At 61.7% G+C, this 20575-nt stretch carries 21 protein-coding genes; 17 read left to right on the top strand and 4 right to left on the bottom strand.

Annotation, left to right across the window (positions count from 1 at the left end; genetic code table 11):
* Window positions 1-153: 153 nt before the first annotated feature.
* Window positions 154-1002 (top strand): NAD(+) diphosphatase, encoded by an 849-nt coding sequence (gene nudC / locus D6Z24_RS05860; protein WP_129125632.1) that lies wholly within the window; start codon window positions 154-156, stop codon window positions 1000-1002.
* Window positions 1003-1921: 919 nt separating this feature from the next.
* On the top strand, window positions 1922-5287 hold the full coding sequence (locus D6Z24_RS05855; RefSeq protein ID WP_246014582.1) for a DEAD/DEAH box helicase: 3366 nt from the start codon (window positions 1922-1924) through the stop codon (window positions 5285-5287).
* A gap of 3 nt (window positions 5288-5290) precedes the next feature.
* Here D6Z24_RS05855 and D6Z24_RS05850 read toward each other — a convergent pair whose 3' ends face one another.
* From D6Z24_RS05850 to sfsA, 3 genes are read right to left on the bottom strand one after another with little or no spacing between them, the layout of a single operon-like run.
* Window positions 5291-5737 (bottom strand): ATP-binding protein, encoded by a 447-nt coding sequence (locus D6Z24_RS05850; protein WP_246014581.1) that lies wholly within the window; start codon window positions 5735-5737, stop codon window positions 5291-5293.
* A 30-nt stretch (window positions 5738-5767) separates the two neighbouring features.
* Window positions 5768-6238, bottom strand: coding sequence for a hypothetical protein (locus tag D6Z24_RS05845; RefSeq protein ID WP_129125631.1), 471 nt, complete (start codon window positions 6236-6238; stop codon window positions 5768-5770).
* 57 nt (window positions 6239-6295) lie between these two features.
* A complete protein-coding gene (gene sfsA, locus D6Z24_RS05840) occupies window positions 6296-6991 on the bottom strand; it encodes a DNA/RNA nuclease SfsA (RefSeq protein WP_129125630.1) in 696 nt (231 codons plus the stop codon).
* 186 nt (window positions 6992-7177) lie between these two features.
* Here sfsA and D6Z24_RS05835 point away from each other — a divergent pair, with 186 nt between their 5' ends.
* The 8 genes from D6Z24_RS05835 (at window position 7178) to D6Z24_RS05800 (ending at window position 14688) form a co-directional block, all read left to right on the top strand.
* Window positions 7178-7552, top strand: coding sequence for a hypothetical protein (locus D6Z24_RS05835; protein WP_129125629.1), 375 nt, complete (start codon window positions 7178-7180; stop codon window positions 7550-7552).
* A gap of 117 nt (window positions 7553-7669) precedes the next feature.
* A complete protein-coding gene (gene rfbA / locus D6Z24_RS05830) occupies window positions 7670-8569 on the top strand; it encodes a glucose-1-phosphate thymidylyltransferase RfbA (protein ID WP_129125628.1) in 900 nt (299 codons plus the stop codon).
* Window positions 8566-9054, top strand: coding sequence for a dTDP-4-dehydrorhamnose 3,5-epimerase family protein (locus tag D6Z24_RS05825; RefSeq protein WP_129125627.1), 489 nt, complete (start codon window positions 8566-8568; stop codon window positions 9052-9054). Before rfbA ends, D6Z24_RS05825 begins: the two co-directional genes overlap by 4 nt.
* Window positions 9055-9137: 83 nt before the next feature.
* Window positions 9138-9962: a rod shape-determining protein MreC gene (gene mreC / locus D6Z24_RS05820; RefSeq protein ID WP_129125626.1), complete on the top strand. Its 825-nt coding sequence runs from the start codon at window positions 9138-9140 to the stop codon at window positions 9960-9962.
* 9 nt (window positions 9963-9971) lie between these two features.
* A complete protein-coding gene (gene mreD, locus D6Z24_RS05815; RefSeq protein ID WP_129125625.1) occupies window positions 9972-10454 on the top strand; it encodes a rod shape-determining protein MreD in 483 nt (160 codons plus the stop codon).
* Window positions 10451-12355, top strand: coding sequence for a penicillin-binding protein 2 (gene mrdA, locus D6Z24_RS05810; protein WP_129125624.1), 1905 nt, complete (start codon window positions 10451-10453; stop codon window positions 12353-12355). The genes mreD and mrdA overlap by 4 nt, the downstream gene beginning before the upstream one ends.
* A 54-nt stretch (window positions 12356-12409) precedes the next feature.
* Window positions 12410-13510 (top strand): rod shape-determining protein RodA, encoded by a 1101-nt coding sequence (rodA, locus tag D6Z24_RS05805; protein ID WP_129125623.1) that lies wholly within the window; start codon window positions 12410-12412, stop codon window positions 13508-13510.
* Between the two features lie 29 nt (window positions 13511-13539).
* Window positions 13540-14688 (top strand): tRNA-queuosine alpha-mannosyltransferase domain-containing protein, encoded by a 1149-nt coding sequence (locus tag D6Z24_RS05800; protein ID WP_129125622.1) that lies wholly within the window; start codon window positions 13540-13542, stop codon window positions 14686-14688.
* Window positions 14689-14748: 60 nt separating this feature from the next.
* On the opposite strand, the gene D6Z24_RS21605 is transcribed toward D6Z24_RS05800, so the two are convergent.
* Window positions 14749-14901, bottom strand: a complete 153-nt coding sequence (locus tag D6Z24_RS21605; RefSeq protein ID WP_198419511.1) for a hypothetical protein — start codon at window positions 14899-14901, stop codon at window positions 14749-14751.
* A 460-nt stretch (window positions 14902-15361) separates the two neighbouring features.
* Here D6Z24_RS21605 and amrS point away from each other — a divergent pair, with 460 nt between their 5' ends.
* The 7 genes from amrS to D6Z24_RS05765 all read left to right on the top strand — a co-directional run bounded on the left by amrS (window position 15362) and on the right by D6Z24_RS05765 (window position 20351).
* Window positions 15362-16375: an AmmeMemoRadiSam system radical SAM enzyme gene (amrS, locus tag D6Z24_RS05795; protein ID WP_129125621.1), complete on the top strand. Its 1014-nt coding sequence runs from the start codon at window positions 15362-15364 to the stop codon at window positions 16373-16375.
* Window positions 16366-17754, top strand: a complete 1389-nt coding sequence (locus D6Z24_RS05790) for a sensor histidine kinase (RefSeq protein ID WP_129125620.1) — start codon at window positions 16366-16368, stop codon at window positions 17752-17754. The genes amrS and D6Z24_RS05790 overlap by 10 nt, the downstream gene beginning before the upstream one ends.
* Before the next feature lie 88 nt (window positions 17755-17842).
* Window positions 17843-18496, top strand: coding sequence for a lysophospholipid acyltransferase family protein (locus tag D6Z24_RS05785; protein ID WP_129125619.1), 654 nt, complete (start codon window positions 17843-17845; stop codon window positions 18494-18496).
* Entirely contained in the window at window positions 18486-18932 is a 447-nt protein-coding gene (gene rnhA / locus D6Z24_RS05780) for a ribonuclease HI (protein ID WP_129125618.1), read from the top strand. Before D6Z24_RS05785 ends, rnhA begins: the two co-directional genes overlap by 11 nt.
* Before the next feature lie 8 nt (window positions 18933-18940).
* Window positions 18941-19261 (top strand): HNH endonuclease, encoded by a 321-nt coding sequence (locus tag D6Z24_RS05775; protein WP_129125617.1) that lies wholly within the window; start codon window positions 18941-18943, stop codon window positions 19259-19261.
* 1 nt (window position 19262) lies between these two features.
* Complete coding sequence (locus tag D6Z24_RS05770; protein ID WP_129125616.1) at window positions 19263-19883, top strand: HAD family hydrolase; 621 nt, start codon at window positions 19263-19265, stop codon at window positions 19881-19883.
* 15 nt (window positions 19884-19898) lie between these two features.
* A complete protein-coding gene (locus D6Z24_RS05765) occupies window positions 19899-20351 on the top strand; it encodes a tetratricopeptide repeat protein (protein ID WP_129125615.1) in 453 nt (150 codons plus the stop codon).
* The last annotated feature ends 224 nt before the right edge of the window (window positions 20352-20575 follow it).

Raw genomic sequence — 20575 nt, 5'->3', positions numbered from 1 at the left:
CCTCGGCCCGGGTATTGGCGAACGGAAAAAATACCATGGCGCGCGAAAGCAATGCAAGTCAAATGCTCTGAATGAAAAGGGCATTGCTTCCCTGTGCGGTTCCTGTATTATTCGACCTCATCGCAGGCCCCAGTCACGCAACAGGAGCGGTCCATGTCATACCCGGATACCATCAACCTTCCCTTTAATGGCGAGATCATAAGAACCAGATTTACCCAGCTGAAACCGGACGCGGCCGCAGATACCGGGCCGGGCTACTGGGTCCTCCTCCAGGGGGACGCGCTTCTCTTGCAGGATGGCGACCTCTACCGGGGCGAACTCCCCCCGTCTCTGAGCGACGACGGTCGCGCGCTGCAGTTCGGTGAGTGGGACGGAGCGCCGGTGCGTCTTTTGAGCCTCGGGAAGACCGAAGCGGTTCCCGATGCGCTTGTGCCCGTCCCGTGGACCGAGCTTCCGGACCAGCTGGCCACCATCTACGGCGTCGCCAAACAGATCCTTTACTGGGAGCGGCAAAGCAGCCACTGTTCGCGCTGCGGCAGCGGCGACATGACCCGCATCGCGCCCACCTGGGGCAAGCGCTGCGGCGGCTGCGGGCATGAACATTACCCGCACATCCATCCCTGCGTCATCGTTCTCATCAAGCGCGGCGACGAATTCCTGCTCGCGCGAAAGCCGGAATGGGCAACCGGGCGCTACAGCCTCGTTGCCGGTTTCGTGGATTTCGGAGAGTCGCTTGAGGAGTGCGTGGCGCGCGAGGTGTTCGAGGAGACCGGTCTCAAGGTAACCGACGTAAGCTATGTCGGAAGCCAGAACTGGCCTTTCCCGAGCCAGCTCATGGCAGGCTTCGTCGCGCGTCACGAGTCCGGCGAGATCAGGGTCGATCACGACGAGCTGGAGGATGCGCAGTGGTTCACCAAGGAGCGCATGCCCCCGGCGCTTCCCCCGAAGCGCAGCATCGCGCGCTGGATCATCGACAATTTCGCCCTAAAAGACGAGGGGTGAAAAAAATAATTAAAGTCCTGGAAGCTGTGTCCGAAGAGTGGTTGTGAACCTTGGAACACACTCCTGGGTCTCCTTTTCGAGGGGACGGTCGCTGCCGTCCCCATTTTTTTTGCCTCTTCCTCCCACTGCTCTCCTTTCCACAGTCGGCCATTCTGCAAGACGCGCACCCCTAAATAAAACTGATCCGTTGATGTCTGCGCCCACATCACTACAATTTGTTTGGTAGTGAGTACAATGCACTCGGTGTTGACCCCGATGCGTTCGTTGTTAATCGCGATGCGTTCGGAACTTTGCCGCGATGCATTTGGATCCAACCGCGATTCATTCGGACTCAACTGCGATTTATATGAACTCAACTGCGATTTATACGAACGCAATCACGATTTATTAAACGCTGATTACGATTTATTAGAAGTCAACTGCGATTTATTAAAAGTCAACGCCGATTTATAAGAAGTCAACTCCGATATATTAAAAGTCAACTCCGATATATTAAAAGTCAACGTCCATTTATAAGAAGTCAACTGCGATTTATTAAAAGTCAACGTTCATTTATAAGAAGTCAACCCCGATATATTAAAAGTCAACGTCGATATATTAGAAATAAACGTCGATATATTAGAAGTCAACTACGATTTATTAGAAGTCAACGACGATTTATCAAATGCGAGCTACGATTTGTTCGATTCGAACCCTGATAAATTGAATATAAACGACGATATGCTTGATCTTTACGGCGTTTTGTCCGGTATTTATGGCCATATAAATGGTAGGTAGGCGCACTGTTTTTGATGTTTATTGTCACAAACCCCGGGTCTTAGGGGCAGCTTTTTAAATCCACGGCAAGGCACTGTTGTATTCGGGCTCTGTTTCTGGTACCTTATACGATCCTTTGCTCGCACACCCGGGGAGTTCCCACGTGATTGACATTCCGTCCAACCCACTGCTGCGGCACCTGTTCCAGATGCCAGCGGCGGGCATCTACGCGCTGGCCGACAAGGTGCACCTCTTCAACGGCTTCGAGCTGTGCAAGAGGACTCCTGTCGCAAGCGTTGCCTGGCAGCAGGCCGGCGACGTCCTCGAGGTCGGCCTGTCGGATGCGGGGCAGACCTGCCGGGTATCCCTGTCGATCGCCCATGGCGAGTTCAACGGCAACTGCAATTGCGGCGTCTGGAGTCCGCACGGGCGCTGCCCGCACCTCGTCGCGGCCCTTGCCACCGTGAAAAAGGCGCTCGCCCCGGCTTCCCTTCCCATGCTTCAACTCCCCAACGATTACCTGACCGGAATCCGCGAGAAGCTCTACCTTGTTCCGATCAAAGAAGTAGCCGCCGAGGAGGGAGCGATCCCTGCTGAAAGCGGCTATGCCCTGGCGCTTGAAAGGCAGCAGGGTGAGGTGCGCCTCCGCCTCATGCAGAACCTCCTGCCGGTCGCACTCTACGACTCGGCTCTTCCCGCGTCCATGCGCGATTTCCTGAGACTGCTGCATTCCTCGGCGCTGCGCGGCCGTGTCGTGGAGGAGTTCCTCGGGCGTTTCAGGGGGCGCTTCCCGATCCTCTACCTTTCCGGGGATGAGGCAAGGCCGCTCTCTTTCGATGCCTCGGTGACCCGTGCCGTCCTGCTGCAACTCGACCTGGATAAAGGCGACGTTACCGCGAGTCTCTCCCTCGAGGACGGCTCCTCGATGGACGACGCGCTCTTCATCCACCAGGGATACCTCTTCGATCTCAAACGCAGCTTGATCCAGAAGGTCGATGACACCGGCCTGTGCCTCTATGGAAGCCTCACGGCCCTCCTTAAGCGGCTTCCCGACGCCCCGGCGGCGGAGGCGACCGGTTGCCGTTTCCCCGCGGCAATGTTCAACCGCCTTCAGTTCGATCTCGGCGCCGAGGGGGAGACGGCTTCGCGCCTCATCCTATCCGTCTCGGGCGTCTGCGTAACGCCCAGAGTCGTGGAACCGCGCTACCGGTTGAACATCCTCGAACTCGAAGATGTGGTGCCGCTGGTTGCCGAAGGGGTCGCCGGGGAGGCCGTCTTTTCCTTCTCCTCCGAGGCCTTCCGCTTCCTGAACGGAGACGGCCGCGCCTCATACCCGCAACCGTTGAAGGCGAAGAAGCGTGTCGCCGCCATCGTGAAGGCCTGCTTCGCCGCCTTTGGTTCCAATAACCTTGTGGAGCGCGACCGCCTTGTGCGTCAGACGCTGGAAGGGGCCGAATTCTTCAAGCGCGGCATCAGAGCCGACGCACGTGCCATCATCAACGGTTTCTGCGAGGAGGCGCGCAGGACCCTCACCTTGCTGCAGCTCTCCGACGCTGGAGAGTGGCTCGCCCTCGGGGTCGAGGTATCACGTCAGACGCGTATTCTCGAGATCCTTGCCGAGACCTTCGGCTTCGACATCTTCTGGCAGGCGGGGGAGGGGGAGCGCTTCTCCCTGGAGCGCAAGGTTTTCATGGGGCGCCTGGGAGAACTGAAGGCGGCGCTTGTCGCCGAGGGGTACGCCATCGCCCTTGCAGGCGAGGAGCTGCAGACCGTTTCCTGGACCTTCACCCTGGACGCCACCAGGTCGACCATCGACTGGTTCGAGCTGCGTCCCGAGATTCGTGCCGACGGCGAACTGGTCGACGAGGCGGAACTGATGGCCGCCTTGAACGGCGGCGGGGTCTTCCGCCGTGGGGGCGCCGTGTTCCTTCTCGACCCGCTCACGAGCAGCACCCTAGCCCTCTTCGCCCCCCATACCAAACGCGAGGTGGTGCGGGTGCCGCGCCTGCAGATCCTCGACTGGATCACGCTCAGGAAAAACGGCGTGCGGGTGCTTTTGTCCCCGGAGGACGAGCGCATCTTCGAGAGTCTCACCCGCTTCGAGGGGATACCGAAGCTCGAAGCGCCGGTCGGGCTCAAGGCGACCCTGCGAAACTACCAGCTCGAGGGGTACAGCTGGCTCGCCTTTCTCTACGAGCACCGCTTCGGGGCCTGCCTTGCCGACGACATGGGGCTCGGCAAGACCATCCAGGCCATCGCGCTGCTGGCCGGGCTGAAAGAGGGGACCATCGCCTCGGACGTCCCCCAAGAGGTGCCGCACCTCGTCGTGGTCCCGCCCACCCTCATCTTCAACTGGGAGAGCGAGCTCGCCCGCTTCTATCCGGACCTGAAGGTCGGCGTCTACCGCGGCCAGGGGCGCCGGGCCGAGTTCGCCGGTTTCGACGTCGTCCTCACCAGCTACGGCGTAGTGCAGCGCGACATCGAGGTGCTGCGCGAGATCCCGTTCCACGTCGTCGTCTTCGACGAGGCCCAGGCGGTGAAGAACATCCACGCCGAGACCACCGGTGCGGTGCGCAGGCTGAAGGGAACCTTCAAGGTGGCCCTCACCGGCACGCCGCTGGAAAACCACCTGGGTGAATATTTCTCCGTGATGGACCTGGCACTCCCCGGGCTGCTAGGCCCCTACGAACAGTTCCGCAAGCAGATGGGGCGCGAGGGAAGCGACTTCATCGAGACGCTGATCCGGCGCACCCGTCCCTTCATCCTGCGCCGCTCGAAGGACATGATCGCCGCGGAACTCCCCCCGAAGGTGGAGACCGACCTTTACCTGGAAATGAGCCCGAGGCAGAAGGCGCTTTACGCCCGGACCGTCACCGAGGTGCGCGAGACGGTGGCGCGTGCCTTCGCCTCCAACGCCGCCGGGCAGGCGCGCATCATAGCGCTCACCGCGATCCTGAAACTCCGCCAGATCTGCCTCTGCTCGCGACTCGTTCTCCCCGGGGCCAACGACCGCTCACCGAAGATCGAGTTCCTGGTGGACCAGTTGCAGGAACTCTTCGCGGAAGGGCACAGCGTCCTCGTCTTCTCGCAGTTCACCTCGTTTCTCGACATCGTGGAGCAGGGACTCACCCAGCACGGCATCGCCTCCTCGCGCCTGGACGGCTCCACGCCGGTTTCGCGCCGCAAGGAACTGGTGCAGAACTTCCAGGAAGCGACCGAGCCCGGCGTGTTTCTCTTGAGCCTGAAGGCGGGGGGGCGCGGCCTAAACCTGACCCGCGCCTCCTACGTCTTCCACCTGGACCCCTGGTGGAACCCGGCCGTGGAGAGCCAGGCCTCGGACCGGGCGCACCGCATCGGACAAAAGCGCCAGGTCACCATCACGAGGCTTTTGATGCGGCACAGCATCGAGGAGAAGATGATGGAGCTTAAAAAGCGCAAGCTGAAACTGTACCGTGCGCTTCTGGAGGAGGCGGAGCAGGGGGGGAGCGTCTCGATCGGGCGGGAGGACTTCGAGTTCCTCCTGGGGTAGGGGTCAGGCCTGGGGCTGGGTGAAGTAGCGGCAGAAGGAGAGGGTGTTTCTGCCGTTGTGGGAGCGGTAGCTCACCTCGTCCATGAGGGTCTCGATGATGAAGAGCCCCATGCCGTTTTCGGGGATGGATCCGATCACCTCGGGGTCGAACTCGAGGCTTCTCGGCGCGAAGTCCTCGATCGCGGTCCCCTCGTCGGAAACCTCGAAGGAGATGCGGTCGTGATGCAGCGTGATGGCCGTGTCGACGCGGTACCCTTCCTGGCGGCGGTAGGCGTGGGTGATGGCGTTGTTGAGCGCCTCCACCACGCACACTTCCATCTCACCGTAGATCTCCTCCTTGAGGGGCGAACAGGCACAGACGCCTCGCACCGCATGTCCCACGAGGGCCACGTCGCACAATCTGCTTTCGATGCTTAGATAGAGGGTTTTGCTCGGCTTCTTGTTTATCACGCTGTCCCGCTTTCGTAGTTTTCGGTGGGGTCAGGCAGGTGAGGCCGCCTGCTGTTTCTGCGCGTCCGGTTCCACCCAGGAGACCCAGGATTGCGCCACGGAAAGCTGCTTTAAGAATTCCGCCGCGAAGAGAAACTCCCCCTGCGGCGCCGCCACGTTGATGCTCTCCTCGCCGCGCTGGATCGAGAAGGCGTATCCCTTCCGGCCGTGGCGTTCGTAGCACTCCACACTGAGCCTCGTTATCGTCTCGCCGTCGGTGGATTCGTAGCGGTGCGTGAAGGTTTCCTTTCCGCCGCTTTCCTCCACCTGCGCTATCTTCCTGGAGATCTCGAAAGCCTCACACGGTTCCGCCACGAAGCGGATATGCTGGCGGCCTGCCGCGAGCCGGAAGAAGCGGAAGGCGACACGCCCCTCTTCGGGCCTGCCGTTTTGTTTTTTTTCACTGGGAGCTATTTCCACGCCGGTCTCTTTGGCGAAGATGGTCAGTTTCGGTATTCTCATTGGTCCCCCCCGGGCAACGCGTATAACTTTAGCGTCCTTGCCAAGGATGTCAAATACCTAGAGCAATACCGGGACCGGATGGGTGAGGCGTATCTCGCCTAGGGTGACCTGGGCCTGGTAAGCGAGGAGCTCGACGCCTGCCGCTGCCGCCTCACGCAGCAGCCTGCCGTAGACCGGGTCGATGGCGTCGGCGGGGGCAAGGGCGTCGCCGTCGCCGCGCTGCACCACGAAAAGGTTCACCGCGCGATGCCCCTGGCGCACCATCTCCATGAGCTCGCGCAGATGCTTCTGTCCGCGCGCGCTTACCGCGTCCGGGAAGAGGGCGCAGCGCTCCTTGACGAGGGTGACGTTCTTGGTCTCCACGTAGCAGAGGCCGCTCTCGCCGCTCAACAGGAGGTCGATCCTGCTTCCGGTGCCGTAGGGGACCTCCAGGGTGATCTTGTCGTATCCGGAAAGCTCCGCGATGGTCCCGTTGCGGATCGCCTCCCGTGCCAGCAGGTTGGGGAGCTGCGTGTTGATGCCGATCCACACGCCGTCCGCCTGCACCAGTTCCCAGCTGTGCGGGTACTTGCGCCCCGGGTTGCCGCTCACCGAAAGCACCACCCGGTTCCCCGGCACGGCGCACCCCATCATGCTCCCGGTGTTCGGGGTGTGCGCGGTGACGAGGGTGCCGTCGTCGAGTTCGACGTCGGCTAGAAAGCGGTGGTAGCGGCGGATCAGGGTTCCCTGGTACAGGGGGGAGGGGAGCATCATGTTTCTTCGTCCTCGTGTTGCGGCTTGTCTTGGGAGTTTTTCGTCGAGACCTTAACCGCGAACGCCGCTCGCTGTCCAGTGAAAACTGAGCCGTGAATACGGCGCCGCGACGAGAAAACTGTTGATCCGGTTGACCATTCTGCTAGACTCGTCTGCGCTGCCATTTAGGCGGCATGGGAGGCGGAAATGGCAAAGGGCGCGCAGCAAAACAAGGACCATCTGGAGGCGGTGCAGCTTTTCGGCAAGACCGTGAGCAAACGGGCGGCTTTCAAGTGCGAATGGTGCGAGGGGGGCGAGGAGCTGCGTCTGTGGGAATACCGGCCGGATGAAGAGCCTGTCGAGGACAACCTCGCGCTTTTGTGCCGCTCCTGCCGCGAGCTCGCCGTCATGAAAGCCCCCGATCCCAGGCGGCTGCGCTCGATCAGGAACGCGCTCTGGAGCCCGGTCCCGGCGGTCGCCGAAGGGGCCGCCGTGGTGCTTTCCCGCTGCAAGGAGCCCTGGGCGCGGGAGGCGATCGAGGAAAGCTTCATCGACGAGGCGCTCAAGGAGCGCCTGCTCTAGCGCGCCGGGCGTCGTAACGACCGGGACCGTACGGGATTATCTGTTTGACGCATGATGAGCCGCTGTGGTAGTAAATACAGTTTGTTAAATGTCAATTTTGCTTCTGGAAAGGTTGGTATGGCGCAAGGGATAAAAAAGGGGATCCTGTTGGCAGGCGGTGCCGGCAGCAGGCTCTACCCGCTCACGATGGTGGCCAGCAAGCAGTTGCAGCCGGTCTATGACAAGCCGATGATCTACTACCCGCTGGCGACCCTCATGATGGCGGGCATCTCCGACATACTGATCATCTCCACGCCGCATGACACCCCCCGTTTCCAGGCGCTGCTCGGCGACGGGTCGCGCTGGGGTATTCGCCTGAGCTATGCGGTGCAGCCCGAACCGAAGGGGATCGCCCAGGCCTTTCTCATCGGCGAAGAGTTCATCGCCGGCGAACCGGTCTGCCTGATTCTCGGCGACAACATCTTCTACGGCAAGATGGAGCTCGACAAGCTAATCGCCGACTTTGACGGCGGCGCGAAGATATTCGGCTACTACGTGCAGGACCCTGAACGCTACGGCGTGGTCGAGTTCGACGGCGACAACCGGGTGCTGAGCATCGAGGAGAAGCCGAAGGCCCCCAAGTCCAATTACGCGGTCCCGGGCCTCTACCTTTACGACGGGGATGTGGTCGAAGTGGCCAAGGCGCTCAAGCCTTCTGCGCGCGGTGAGCTCGAAATAACCGATATCAACCTCGATTACCTCAAACGCGGCACGTTGACGGTCGAGAAACTCGGACGCGGCATCGCATGGCTCGACACCGGCACGCACCAGAGTCTCTTGGAGGCCTCGCACTTCATCGGGACGCTGGAGGCCCGCCAGGGGCTGAAGATCGCCTGTCTTGAAGAGATCGCCCTGCGTATGGGATACCTCGACTGCGAGGCGATGGCCAAGGTCATCGAGCAGACGCCGAATTCCTCCTACCGCGATTACCTTCTGCGGGTGTACAACGAGACGGAACTTTGCGGGGGTGTGAAATGAGTGCGTCGGCAAAATATACCAAAGGGCGCATCCACGACGTGACGTGCAAGCCCCTGGGCAAGTTCCTTGACGAGCGGGGGTGGCTCACCGAGCTTTTCCGCTCCGACGAGCTGGAACCGGGCGTCATCCCCGCCATGGCGTACATCTCGATGACCCTGCCCGGAGTGGCGCGCGGTCCGCACGAGCACGTCGACCAGACCGACCTTTTCTGCTTCATGGGGCCTTCGAACTTCAAGGTGTACCTCTGGGACGCCCGCCCCGATTCGCCGAGCTACGGTATCAAGCAGGTGCTTTACGCCGGTGCGGACGCGCCGATGATGGTGATCGTGCCGCCGGGCGTCGTGCATGCCTACCGTAACATCGGTCTTGAGAGCGGCATCGTCTTCAACGCCCCGAACCGGCTGTACGCGGGTGAGGGGAAACGCGAGCCGGTCGACGAAATCCGCCACGAGGAACTCGAGGACTCTCCGTTTCAGCTTGACTGAGCGCCTCCGCTTCGCGGCGACATGCGATGACATCATTCGACAAATAGGGGGCCGCAGTGCCCCCTAAACCATTTCTGAGGCCGATGAAAAACCTTCTTAACCGCTACAGGCGATTCCTGCTGACCGCCCTGGTCCTGCTGACGGCGTTTCTCACTTACGCCATGAACCTGAGGAACAGGGATCACGCGAACCCGGTCGAGCGTACCGTGATGAGCATGACCGCACCGGTTGCCGGCTCCGCCGCGAGCGCCACCGGCTTTCTGAGCGACATCTGGAACAACTACATCGACCTGATCGACGTGCGCCGCGAGAACATCGAGCTCAGAAAGAGCGTGAAGCGTCTCAACGAGCGCATCGTCGCCAACAACGAGGCCATTGCCGCGAACCTCAGGTACAAACAGCTCCTGGAACTCAAGGAGAGCGTGGCCATCCCGTCGGTTGCCGTGTCGGTGATCGGTGAGGACAGCTCGGCCTGGTTCAAGACCCTCGTGGTGGACCGCGGTGCGGCCGACGGGCTTGCCGAGGGGATGCCGGTGGTCGCCGCAGGGGGCGTAGTAGGTCGTCTGGTCAAGGTGGCGCCGCACTCTTCGCGCGTGCTCCTTCTTACCGACCATGCCAGTGCCATCGCCTCCATCGTGCAGCGCACCCGCGCCCGCGGCGTCGTGCGCGGCGCCGGCGGAGGGCGCTGCTCCATGGAGTTCACCGTGAAGGACGAGGACGTAAAGGTGGGTGACACCGTGGTCTCCTCCGGCATCGGCGGCGTCTTCCCGAAGGGGCTTCCCATCGGCGAGGTCACCATGGTGAAGAAGGGGGAGTACGGGGTGTTCCAGACCATCGAGGTGCGCCCCCTGGTCAACATCGGACAGCTTGAAGAGATGCTGGTGCTCGTCCGGCAGCGCGATGAGTAGGAATTTTCCGTGATGGCCTATTTAAAGATAGCCGCCGTGGTGGCGGCCGCCTGCCTCCTCCAGATGACGCTCCTGCCGAGGTACCTTCAGGACCCTTTCCAGCCCAACCTGATCATCATCCTGGTGGTGTACCTGGGGCTTAAGCTGCCGCACCGCTACTCGGGCATCGCCGTTTTCCTCCTGGGGCTTTTGCAGGACAGCTTCAGCGGCATCTACCTCGGGCTGCATGCCTTTTCCTATCTCTGCATCTACACGCTCCTGTCTGAGCTTGCCGACCGGCTCTACACCGACAACCGCGTCCTGTTCGTGCTGGTCGTCTTCATTGCAACGCTTGTGAGTGCCCTGTTGAACCTCTTGATGCTCCTCGTCTTCTCCGTCTCGAACGGCCTTTACGCCACGCTTTTGCCGGCGCTTTTGCCGCAGGCCCTGATCAACGCCCTGGTCGCCTCCCTGGTTTCCGGGGTGAGGCTCCCGGTGGAGGAGGCGCGATGAAGAATCTGAACAACATCATCCCCGACGACGACGGTGGCGGCCGCCGCATCATAGGCCTTTCCATCGGCGCCTTCGCCATGTTCTTCCTGCTCCTGTCGAGGCTTTGGTACCTGCAGGTGATCAGCGCCGAGGACCTGATCGACCAGTCCGAGAGCAACCGGCTCCGTTTCGTCCCGGTCGCGGCACCGCGCGGCGCCATCCTGGACCGAAACGGCAAGGTGCTCGTCTCCAACACGCCATCCTTCTCCGTCGCGGTCATCCCGCAGGACGTGAAGGACAAGGAACAGCTGATCGACAACCTCGCCCGCTACCTGAACCTCGACCGCAAGGAGATCGAGACCAAGTGGACCAAGGGGCAGGGGAGGGCGAAGTACTACCCGCTGGTCGTAGCCTCGGGCATCACCCGCGACCAGATGGAGTTCCTCGAGGAGAACCGTCTCGCCCTCTCCGGGGTCAACATCGAGATGAAGCCGATCCGCGCCTACGCGAACGGTTCGCTCGCCTCGCACCTGCTCGGTTACCTGGGCGAGGTCTCCGAGGACGAACTCAACTCCGAGCGCTACCGCGAGTACAACGCGGGCGATTACATCGGCAAAAGCGGCATCGAGCGGGCGTGGGAAACCTACCTGCACGGCACCGACGGCGGGCGCCAGATCGAGGTCGATGCGCGCGGCCGCTTCCTGCGCACCGTGGCCGAGACCGGTTCGAGCGTCGGCAACACGGTGATGCTCACCATCGATCTGGAGATGCAGAAGGCGGCCGAGCAGGCGCTCGGCGACAAGGCCGGCGCAGCCGTCGCCATGGACGTGAACACCGGCGAGATCCTGGCCTTCGTCTCGAGCCCCGACTTCGATCCCGCCCTCTTCACCGGCAGGATGCCCCCCGACATCTGGAAGAAGTACCTCGAGGACGAGCGGCATCCCCTGGAAAACAAGGCGCTGAAGGGGATGTACCCTCCCGGTTCCACCTTCAAGGTGATCACCGCGATCGCCGGGCTCGAGGAAGGGCTCATCGACGAGCACACGACGATCCAGTGCACCGGCTCCTACAAGTTCGGCAACGCCACCTTCCGCTGCTGGGACCACAAGGGGCACGGCAGCGTCGACCTCAAAAAATCGCTGCGCGAGTCGTGCGACGTCTACTACTACAAGCTCGCCGAGCGCCTCGGCGTGAACCGGATCGCGAAATACGCGAAGGCCTTCGGCCTCGGGGCGCCGCTCGGCATCGGCCTTGAGAACGAGAAGGGGGGCGTGATCCCGACCGAGGAGTGGAAGCTGAAACGCTTCGGCAAGAAGTGGTACGCGGGCGAGACGCTCCCGGTCGGCATCGGCCAGGGGTACGTGCTCACCACGCCGGTGCAGTTGGCCTCGATGATCGCGACCGTCGCCAACGAGGGGACCATCTACCGGCCGCACCTCGTCAAGCGCGTGGTGGACTCGGACGGCAAGGTGCTGCAGGATTACACGCCCCAGGTGATCGGCAAAACGGGACTCAAACCTTCCACCTACCGCTTCGTCAAGGAGGGGCTCTTGGCCGTCGTCAACGAGCCGCACGGCACCGGCGGCATGTCGAGGCTCTGGGAGGTCAAGGTAGCGGGAAAGACCGGCTCGTCGCAGGTCGTGAAGCTGCGCGACAGCAAAGGAGACATCCCGTACCGTTTCCGCGACCACGCTTTGTTCGTCGCGTTCGCGCCCTACGAAAAACCCGAAATCGCCATCGCCGTCATCGTCGAGCACGGCGAGCACGGCGGCTCCGCCGCAGCACCGATTTCCGGGAAGATCCTGCGCGCCTACTTCGAAGGGAAAGGGGTCATCAAGAAGCCGGTACCCAAGGCGGCGGTCAAGGAAGAAGCCGGGGGCGAGGGGGTTGCCGAACCCGATACCGGAGCGAAGGAAGAATGACGCACTCCGGCGACGCGGGGCTATGCCGCGACGCCTGAACCATACGAGGAAGAGATGTTCGACAGACGACTATTCACAAACTTCGACTGGACCCTCCTGGGCGTGGTGCTTCTCATCACCGTCTTCGGGGTGATCAACATATACAGCGCCTCGTCCTCCTACCGGGACATCGGCACGCCGTATTACCTAAAGCAGCTCTACTGGATCGTCGCCGGCCTTCTGCTGAGCCTCACCGTCTGCAGCCTCGACTACCACATGCTCGAGGACTTCGCCTACTGGCTTTACGGCGGTGTGGTCGTCCTGCTCCTGCTCGTCCTCGTCGCCGGCAAGACCACGATGGGGGCGACCCGCTGGATCAGCTTCGGCTTTTTCAACATGCAGCCCTCCGAGCCGATGAAGATCGTCATCATCATGACCTTCGCCCGCTTCTTCAGTCGCTATCCCGTTTTCAAGGGGCTGACCCTCAAGGAGCTGGTATATCCGCTGCTGCTTTTGGGAGTCCCGGCGGCGCTCATCATGAAGCAACCCGACCTCGGCACCGCGATCCTCGTATCCCTCATCGCAGGGACCATGCTCCTTTTCGTCGGCGTGCGCTGGTCCGCCCTCGGGACCCTTTTCGCCGCCGCGGTCCCGGTCGTAGTCGTCGCCTGGGAGTTCCTGCTGCACGACTACCAGAAAAAGCGCGTCTACAACTTCCTGAACCCCGATCTCGATCCTCTGGGGAGCGGCTACCACATCATTCAGAGCAAGATCGCCGTGGGCTCCGGTGCAACCCTCGGCAAGGGGTTCATGCAGGGGACCCAGTCGCAGCTTCGCTTCCTTCCGGAGCAGCACACGGACTTCGCCTTCTCCGTATTCGCCGAGGAATGGGGGTTCATCGGGTGCCTCCTCATGCTCGCCCTTTACCTGTTCCTGATCCTCTGGGGGCTCGGCATCGCCAAGAGGTGCAACGACCGTTTCGGCTCGCTGCTCGCCGTAGGGGTCACCGCGATGCTCTTCTGGCACATCGTCATCAACATGGGGATGGTGATCGGTCTCATGCCCGTGGTCGGCGTGCCGCTTCCGTTTTTCTCCTACGGCGGCACCTCGATGGTGACCTCGATGGTAGGGGTCGGGATCCTGCTGAACATCAGCATGCGCCGCTTCATGTTCTGAGGCGGCTTTCCCGCCGCAGGAGGCCAAAGATGCACATCGCCCTCGTCGAGCCCTATTGCACCGGGTCGCACGCCGCCTGGGCCAGGGAGTACGCCTCCCATTCGCGCCATGAGGTGGAACTCTTCACGCTCGCCGGCCGCAACTGGAAGTGGCGCATGCACGGCGGGGCGGTGACGCTTGCCTCGCGCTTTCTCGAAGGCGGCAGGCGTCCGGACCTGATCCTGGCGACCGACATGCTCGATCTCACCACCTTTCTGGCGCTCGCCCGGCCTCTTGCCGACGGCTGCCCGAGCGCCGTCTATTTCCACGAAAACCAGCTCACCTACCCGTGGTCCCCGGGCGACCCGGACCCTTCCCGTCAGCGCGACCTGCACTACGCCTTCATCAACTACGTGAGCGCGCTGGCGGCGGATGCGGTCCTTTTCAACTCCCGCTATCACATGGATTCCTTCCTCGGCGCGCTCCCCGACTTTCTGCGGCGCTTCCCGGACGCCGTCGATCTCGATTCCGTCGGCGGGATCGCGGTCAAGAGCCGCGTGCTGCCGCTCGGGCTCGATCTGGGGCGGTTCGACCGTCATCGCCCGGACGATGCCGCGGGGAAGAGGGCGCCCCTTTTGCTCTGGAACCACCGCTGGGAATTCGACAAGGCCCCGGAACCCTTCTTCGAGGCGCTTTACCAGCTGGACGAGGAGGGGGTGTCTTTCGAGGTCGCGGTGCTTGGGGAGTCCTTCGGGAGGGTGCCCGAGGTGTTCGAGAAGGCGCGTCGGCGCCTCGGGGCGCGCGTGGTGCAGTGGGGATACCAGGAGAGCTTCGCCGACTACGCGAAGTGGCTCTGGAGCGGTGACGTGCTGCCGGTTACTTCGCGTCAGGAGTTTTTCGGGGCGAGCGTGGTGCAGGCGCTTTACTGCGGCTGCGTTCCTTTGCTGCCGGACCGGCTTGCCTACCCGGAGCACGTGCCGCCGCACTTGTCCTCTCATGTTCTGTACCGCGAGGACGAGACTTTGGTGGACCGGCTCAGGTCGATTATAAAACAGCCGGACGAGGAGCGCGCGCGGTTGGACCGGCACGTTTCGCGTTACGACTGGGCGCGCCTTGCTCCGGTGTACGACGACTTTTTCGAGGGGATGGCTGCGGGTGAGCGTCAAGTGGTGCCCGAGGTTGCTTCGCTCCCGGGGTGAGTGGGGAAGTATTCGAGGAAGGAATCGGAGGGGGGGCGCTTGGGGCGCCCCCTTTCCCGTTTAGGCCGCTTTCCTGTTCACCGTGATGATCTTGCTGGCTTTCTCAAGCCAAATGGTGCCACAAGAGGTGCATTCCAGAAGGTCTTTAGCGTAACCGTCGGAATGCATGTCGATCTCGATTCCGATTTTGTTGCTGCAGTGCGGGCATTCCATGTTTGTTTCTCCTACGTTGGGGGTATTTTGATTTTGACAATATATAGAACATGCATGGTCGGTCAAGTGCTAATTTTCCGAAAAAATGACCTAAAACAGTAGTTTAGCTTTTCTGTGCCCCCGCCGTTACGAGCCTTAATTTTAAAACATCTCCGTCTTTTTCCAGGATAAGTTCTCCTGATCTCGTCGTAACACATGGAAATATCATGTCATTTCCCGCTATAAAACAAAGGTATGACATTTTTGAAGGATCAGGTTTACCTTTGCGTAAATGAGTAGCTTCTTCAACTTTTTTTTTGCACCTGGTACTTGTGGAACACCGGTTTGTGTCCGCGTATACAGCATCGCCATCCTTTTGCCGACGACGGCGGATGTCGCTAAATTTGCGCTGGAATTTTTTTTGCGTTAATGGTACGATTGGTCGCTGTTAATTTTGCCTTGACTCAACAAGGGAGGCGGCATGAAAGAGGCGATGTTCTACCAAAAGCTGGACGGGGGTAGGGTGCGCTGCGGGCTGTGCCGTTTTGGATGTCTTATCAGCAATGGACAGCGTGGGCGTTGCCGGGTCCGGGAAAACCGCGAAGGGACCCTGTACTCTCTGGTCTACGGCAATCTCGTGGCCGAGCACGTGGATCCCATCGAGAAGAAGCCCCTTTTCCACCTGCTTCCCGGGAGCCGCTCCTACTCCGTCGCCACGGTCGGGTGCAATTTCCGCTGCCTGCACTGCCAGAACTACACCATCGCCCAGCCCGACGAGGCGAGCGTCGAACGCTCGGGAAGTTTCGTTTCCCCCGAGACCGTCGTCGAGCGGGCCATCGCCACCGGGTGCCGTTCCATCGCCTACACCTACACCGAGCCGACCATCTTTTTCGAGTACGCGTACGAGACCGCACGGCTTGCCAAGGCCGCCGGGCTGAAAAACGTCTTCGTCACCAACGGCTATATCACCGCCGAGGCCCTCGCCGCCATCGCACCTTTCCTCGACGCCGCCAACATAGATCTCAAGGGGTTCACCGACTCTTTCTACCGCGATGTGGTGGGGGCGTCGCTCGCCGAGGTTCTCGACTGCATCCTCGATTACAAGCGGCACGGCATCTGGGTTGAACTCACCACCCTGGTGATACCGAATCGTAACGACTCCGAAGGGGAGCTTCGCGACCTGGCTCGGTTCATCGCGTCGGAGGTCGGGGTCGAGACGCCTTGGCACGTGACCCAGTTCTATCCTACGCACCGGCTGACCGACCAGCCCCGCACCCCGGTGGAGACGCTCAGGATGGCAAGCCGGATAGGCCTTGACGCAGGCCTTCGTTACGTGTACGAAGGAAACGTTCCCGGGGAAGGGGGAGAGAGCAGCTACTGCCCGTCCTGCGGGTTGCTCCTGATCAAGAGGTACGGCTATCTGGTGGAGAAAAATCTCCTCTCGGACGGTCACTGTCCCGGCTGCGGCGCGGGTATCGAGGGTGTATGGAATTAGTGCGTAAATTGTCCCGATTAACCCGGCTCGGTGAGCCGGGTGCAGCATCGTTTATCTGCCAGGCGCTCATCGGGGCCCTGCTGATCTTCATTTTTTGGCTCGCCGACGCGGTCATGGATTTCATGATCCAGGGAGACCGCACCTTCCTCGAGTTCCTGTTCCACCCCGATCCCCACGAGATGTCCGATTTCGCCTTGGTGCTCTTTCTCGTTTGCTGCCTGCTTTTGTACTCGCGCCGGTCGCACCGTGTCGAGACACGCCTCGAGGAGGCCCTGCAGCAGGCGCTCGACAAGGCCGAGCGGGAACGGGCGAAGCTTGAAGGGATCGTCGAGGCGATGGGGGATGCCATCTCCATTCAGGACCCGGACCTGAACGTCATCTACCAGAACCGCGCCCACCAGGAGTTGACCGGGTACAGCGTCGGTCGTCTTTGTTACGAGGCCTATCGCAAGAGGAGCACGGTCTGCGAGGACTGCCATCTCGTCGCCGCGTTCAAGGACGGGCTGGTGCACCGCACCGAGCTCGGGCCGGGCAACTCCGCCACCGGCGGCGATGTCGAGATCATCGGTTCCGCGCTGATGGACAGCGACGGTCGCCCCCTGTACGGTATCGAGGTCGTGCGCGACATTACGGCGAGAAAAACCGCCGAGCGCGAGGCTATCGAGCTGAACGCGACTCTCACCCGGCAGGCGCAGGAACTCAAACAGACCAACCAGGAACTCGAATCCTTCTGCCAGGCCATCTCCCATGACCTGCGGGCGCCGCTCACCCGCGTCTACAGCTCGGCCCAGGAGCTGAAGGGGTACCGCGAGCTTCTGGACGACAACGGCCGGTTCTTCGTCGACCTCGTGCACGACGGCTGCGTCCAGATGGAGGAATTGCTCGACTCCCTCATGGTCCTTTGCCGCGTGACCCAGGTGGAGATCGAACGCCGCGAGCTGGACCTCGTCCCGACTGCTCTCGAGATAGCGGCACGACTGCGTCAGGACTACGAGGGGCATCCGGTATCCTTCCGGCTTCCTGAGCGACTGGTCGCAAACGGCGATGCGAGCCTCGTCCGCGTGGTGCTGGAAAACCTGCTGTCCAACGCCTGGAAGTACACTTCCGGCATTCCTTCCCCTGCCGTCGAGCTCGGCACCATGGCCGACGCCTCAGGCGAAACGGTCTTTTTCGTACGGGACAACGGCGCGGGATTTGACGGCGCACGCGCCGACCAACTGTTCCAGCCTTTCAAGCGGCTGCACAGCTACCGCGACTTTCCCGGTACCGGTCTCGGACTTGCCACCGTGCGCCGCATCGTGCGCCGCCACAACGGCCGCATCTGGGCGGAGGGCGAGCCGGGCAAGGGGGCGAGCTTCTACTTCACCCTCCCGGGGTAAGGTGGGCTCGAAACGGTTGCCCCGGGTCCGGCATTCGTGCTATACCCATTCTTCGTAATGAAATCCACGTGATGAAGAGGTTATCTTCTTGAAGGTCTCATTTCTACGCCGCTTCTGGGTGACGTTCTCCATCTGGGTGATCGGCTTCTACGCTTCGTTTCTCAACCGCTTCCGCATCCTTGGGGGCGAGGCAATCCCGGGTAGCGGCGGCGTGCTCATCGCTTCCAACCACATCTCCGCTTACGACACGGTTTTCCTCCCATGGGCTGTCATCCGCAGCCACCCTATGCAGATGCTGTGGGCTCCCGCCAAGGAGGAGCTCTTCGAGAAGCCTTTCCCGGGTCTCATTTACCGCTCCTGGGGTGCCTTCCCGGTGAAGCGCGGGCGTGACGTCCGCGCCGGGAAGCAGATCAACGCTCTTTTGGCCGATCAGAAGGTGATGCTTTTTCCCGAGGGGACCCGCCACAAGGACGGCGTCCTCGGCAAAGGTAACCGCGGCGTCGGGAAGATCATTTACGACACGAGGCCGCACGTGATACCTACCGCCCTGGTCGGCATCAACCGGTGGAAGTTCCCCGGGGTGGGGCTGCAGGGAAGTGTCTCCTTCGGCGCGCCGCTCGATTTCTCCGACCTCTACCAGTTGGAGGACTGCAAAGAGACGCATCAGCTCATCGTGGACCGGGTCATGGCCGCCATTGCCGAACTGATCGAACGGCAAGGGGGGAAGCCTCATGCAAGTTGAGATATTCTGCGACGGCGCCTGCAGCGGCAACCCCGGTGTCGGCGGATGGGGCAGCATCCTGCGGTACGGGGACAAGGTGAAGGAGCTCTCCGGGGCCGAGGGGCAAACCACCAACAACCGGATGGAAATGAGCGCTGCGATCGGCGCTTTGGAGGCGCTCACCCGTCCCTGCGAGGTGGTCGTCACCACCGACTCGCAGTACCTGGTGAAGGGTATGACCGAATGGATCCACGGCTGGGTGAAGCGCGGTTGGGTCAACTCGAAGAAGGAGCCTGTCCTGAACCGGGAACTCTGGGAGCGCCTCATGGCCCTCTCCAGGACGCACAGGATCACCTGGGTCTGGGTGCGCGGCCACAACGGCCATGTCGAGAACGAGCGCTGCGACGAGCTCGCGCGTGCCGCGATCGACAGCTTCCGCCTGGGCGCAGGAAGATAGGGAAGGGGATGGATTACTTCATCATCGAGGTCTCCGAGGAGGAGATCCGGCGCGAACGCGAGAAGGGGCGTGAACTGCGGCGCACCCAGTGGTGGAAGAACCGGGTTGCCAAGGGTGTGTGTCACTGGTGCCGCGGGAAGTTCTCCCCGGACCAGCTTTCGATGGACCACATCGTGCCGGTGATCCGCGGCGGCAAATCGGCGCGGGGCAACGTGGTCCCCTGCTGCAAGGAATGCAACAACAAGAAGAAGCACATGCTCCCCATCGAGTGGCAGGAATACCTGGAACAGATGGGGACGGGGGAGGGTGAGCCTTCCCGTGGAGAATGACTTGAACAACGGCATCAAGGCGGTCATCTATGACTGCGACGGCGTCCTCTTCGACTCCTTCGAGGCGAACTACGCCTTCTACCACCTGATACTGGAGCGCTTCGGCAGGCCGCCGCTCGACCGGGCGGACGAAGAGACGATGCGCATCCTGCACACTTACAGCAACAAGGTCGTCCTGGAGCACATCTTCGCCGGCTGCGATTGCATGGACGAGGTCCGAGCCTTCTCGGCCGGCCTCGATTACCGCAGGCTCTTCCCCCTCATGGTGATGGAGACCGGGCTGCGCGAGACGCTTGACGCACTGAAGGGGCGGGTGGAACTGGCCGTCTGCACCAACCGCTCGAGTTCCATGGAGGCACTCCTCTCCACCTTCGGGTTGGACGGGTATTTCAGTTGCGTCATGACCGCGGCACGGGTGAAAAACCCGAAGCCGCACCCGGAGCCGGTCTTCAAGGTTCTTGAGCACTACGGAATAGCCCCGGAGGAGGCCGTCTTCATCGGGGATTCCGAGGTGGACCAGCGCGCTGCCGAAGGGGCGGGCGTCCGCTTCGTCTCGTACCGCGGCGATTTCCCCGCACCGCTTAGGATAGAGAAACACCAGGATCTGCTGTCACTGCTTTAACCCGGAGGTCGATCTATGGAGCCCGTGCCGCAGGAAGATGCGGAGAAGCTGACCAGCCGTGCCCTTTGCGCTTATTCCGCAGGGGAGTTCTCGTCCGCGCTCGCCCAGTTGGAGCGCGTGCTGAAGATCGGTGACAACCCTCAGCTCCACTCTTACCTGGGCTTTTGTATCGCCAAGGAGCGGGGACAGGTGAAAAAAGGGGCCGAGCTTTGCCACGCCTCGCTTGAGCACGAGCCGCAGAATCCGGCGCATTACCTGAACCTTGCCCGGGTGCACCAGGTGGCCGGCAACAAGCCACAGGCCATCGAGGTGCTGAGGAAAGGGATGGGTATCGGGGGGAGCGAAGAGATCGTCGACCTGCTCAGGAAGCTGGGGACGAGAAAGCCGCCGCCGCTCCCATTTCTCAGCCGCGACCACTTCCTGAACAAGTGGCTCGGGATCGGGTTGAGCCGCATAGGGCTTCGCTGAAGGTACACACAGCCTTATCGGCAAAATCCAACCTCGGTCAGGACGATCCCCTGTTCCCTCTCACCCCGGGGCGCGAATTGACCGGTCAGCGACGCCCTCACCCTAGCCCTCTCCCGGAGGGAGAGGGGACGTGGACGGGGCTGGCGTAAGATCATGTCATTTCTTCTAAAACAAAAGGCCGCGCCCCGGATCATACCGGTGGCGCGGCCTTTTTTTCTGCTCTT

The sequence above is a fragment of the Geomonas oryzae genome (assembly GCF_004117875.1).
GTDB lineage: Bacteria > Desulfobacterota > Desulfuromonadia > Geobacterales > Geobacteraceae > Geomonas > Geomonas oryzae.
Note: the sequence above shows the minus strand (reverse complement) of the source record. Positions and strands in the feature narration are given on the sequence as shown.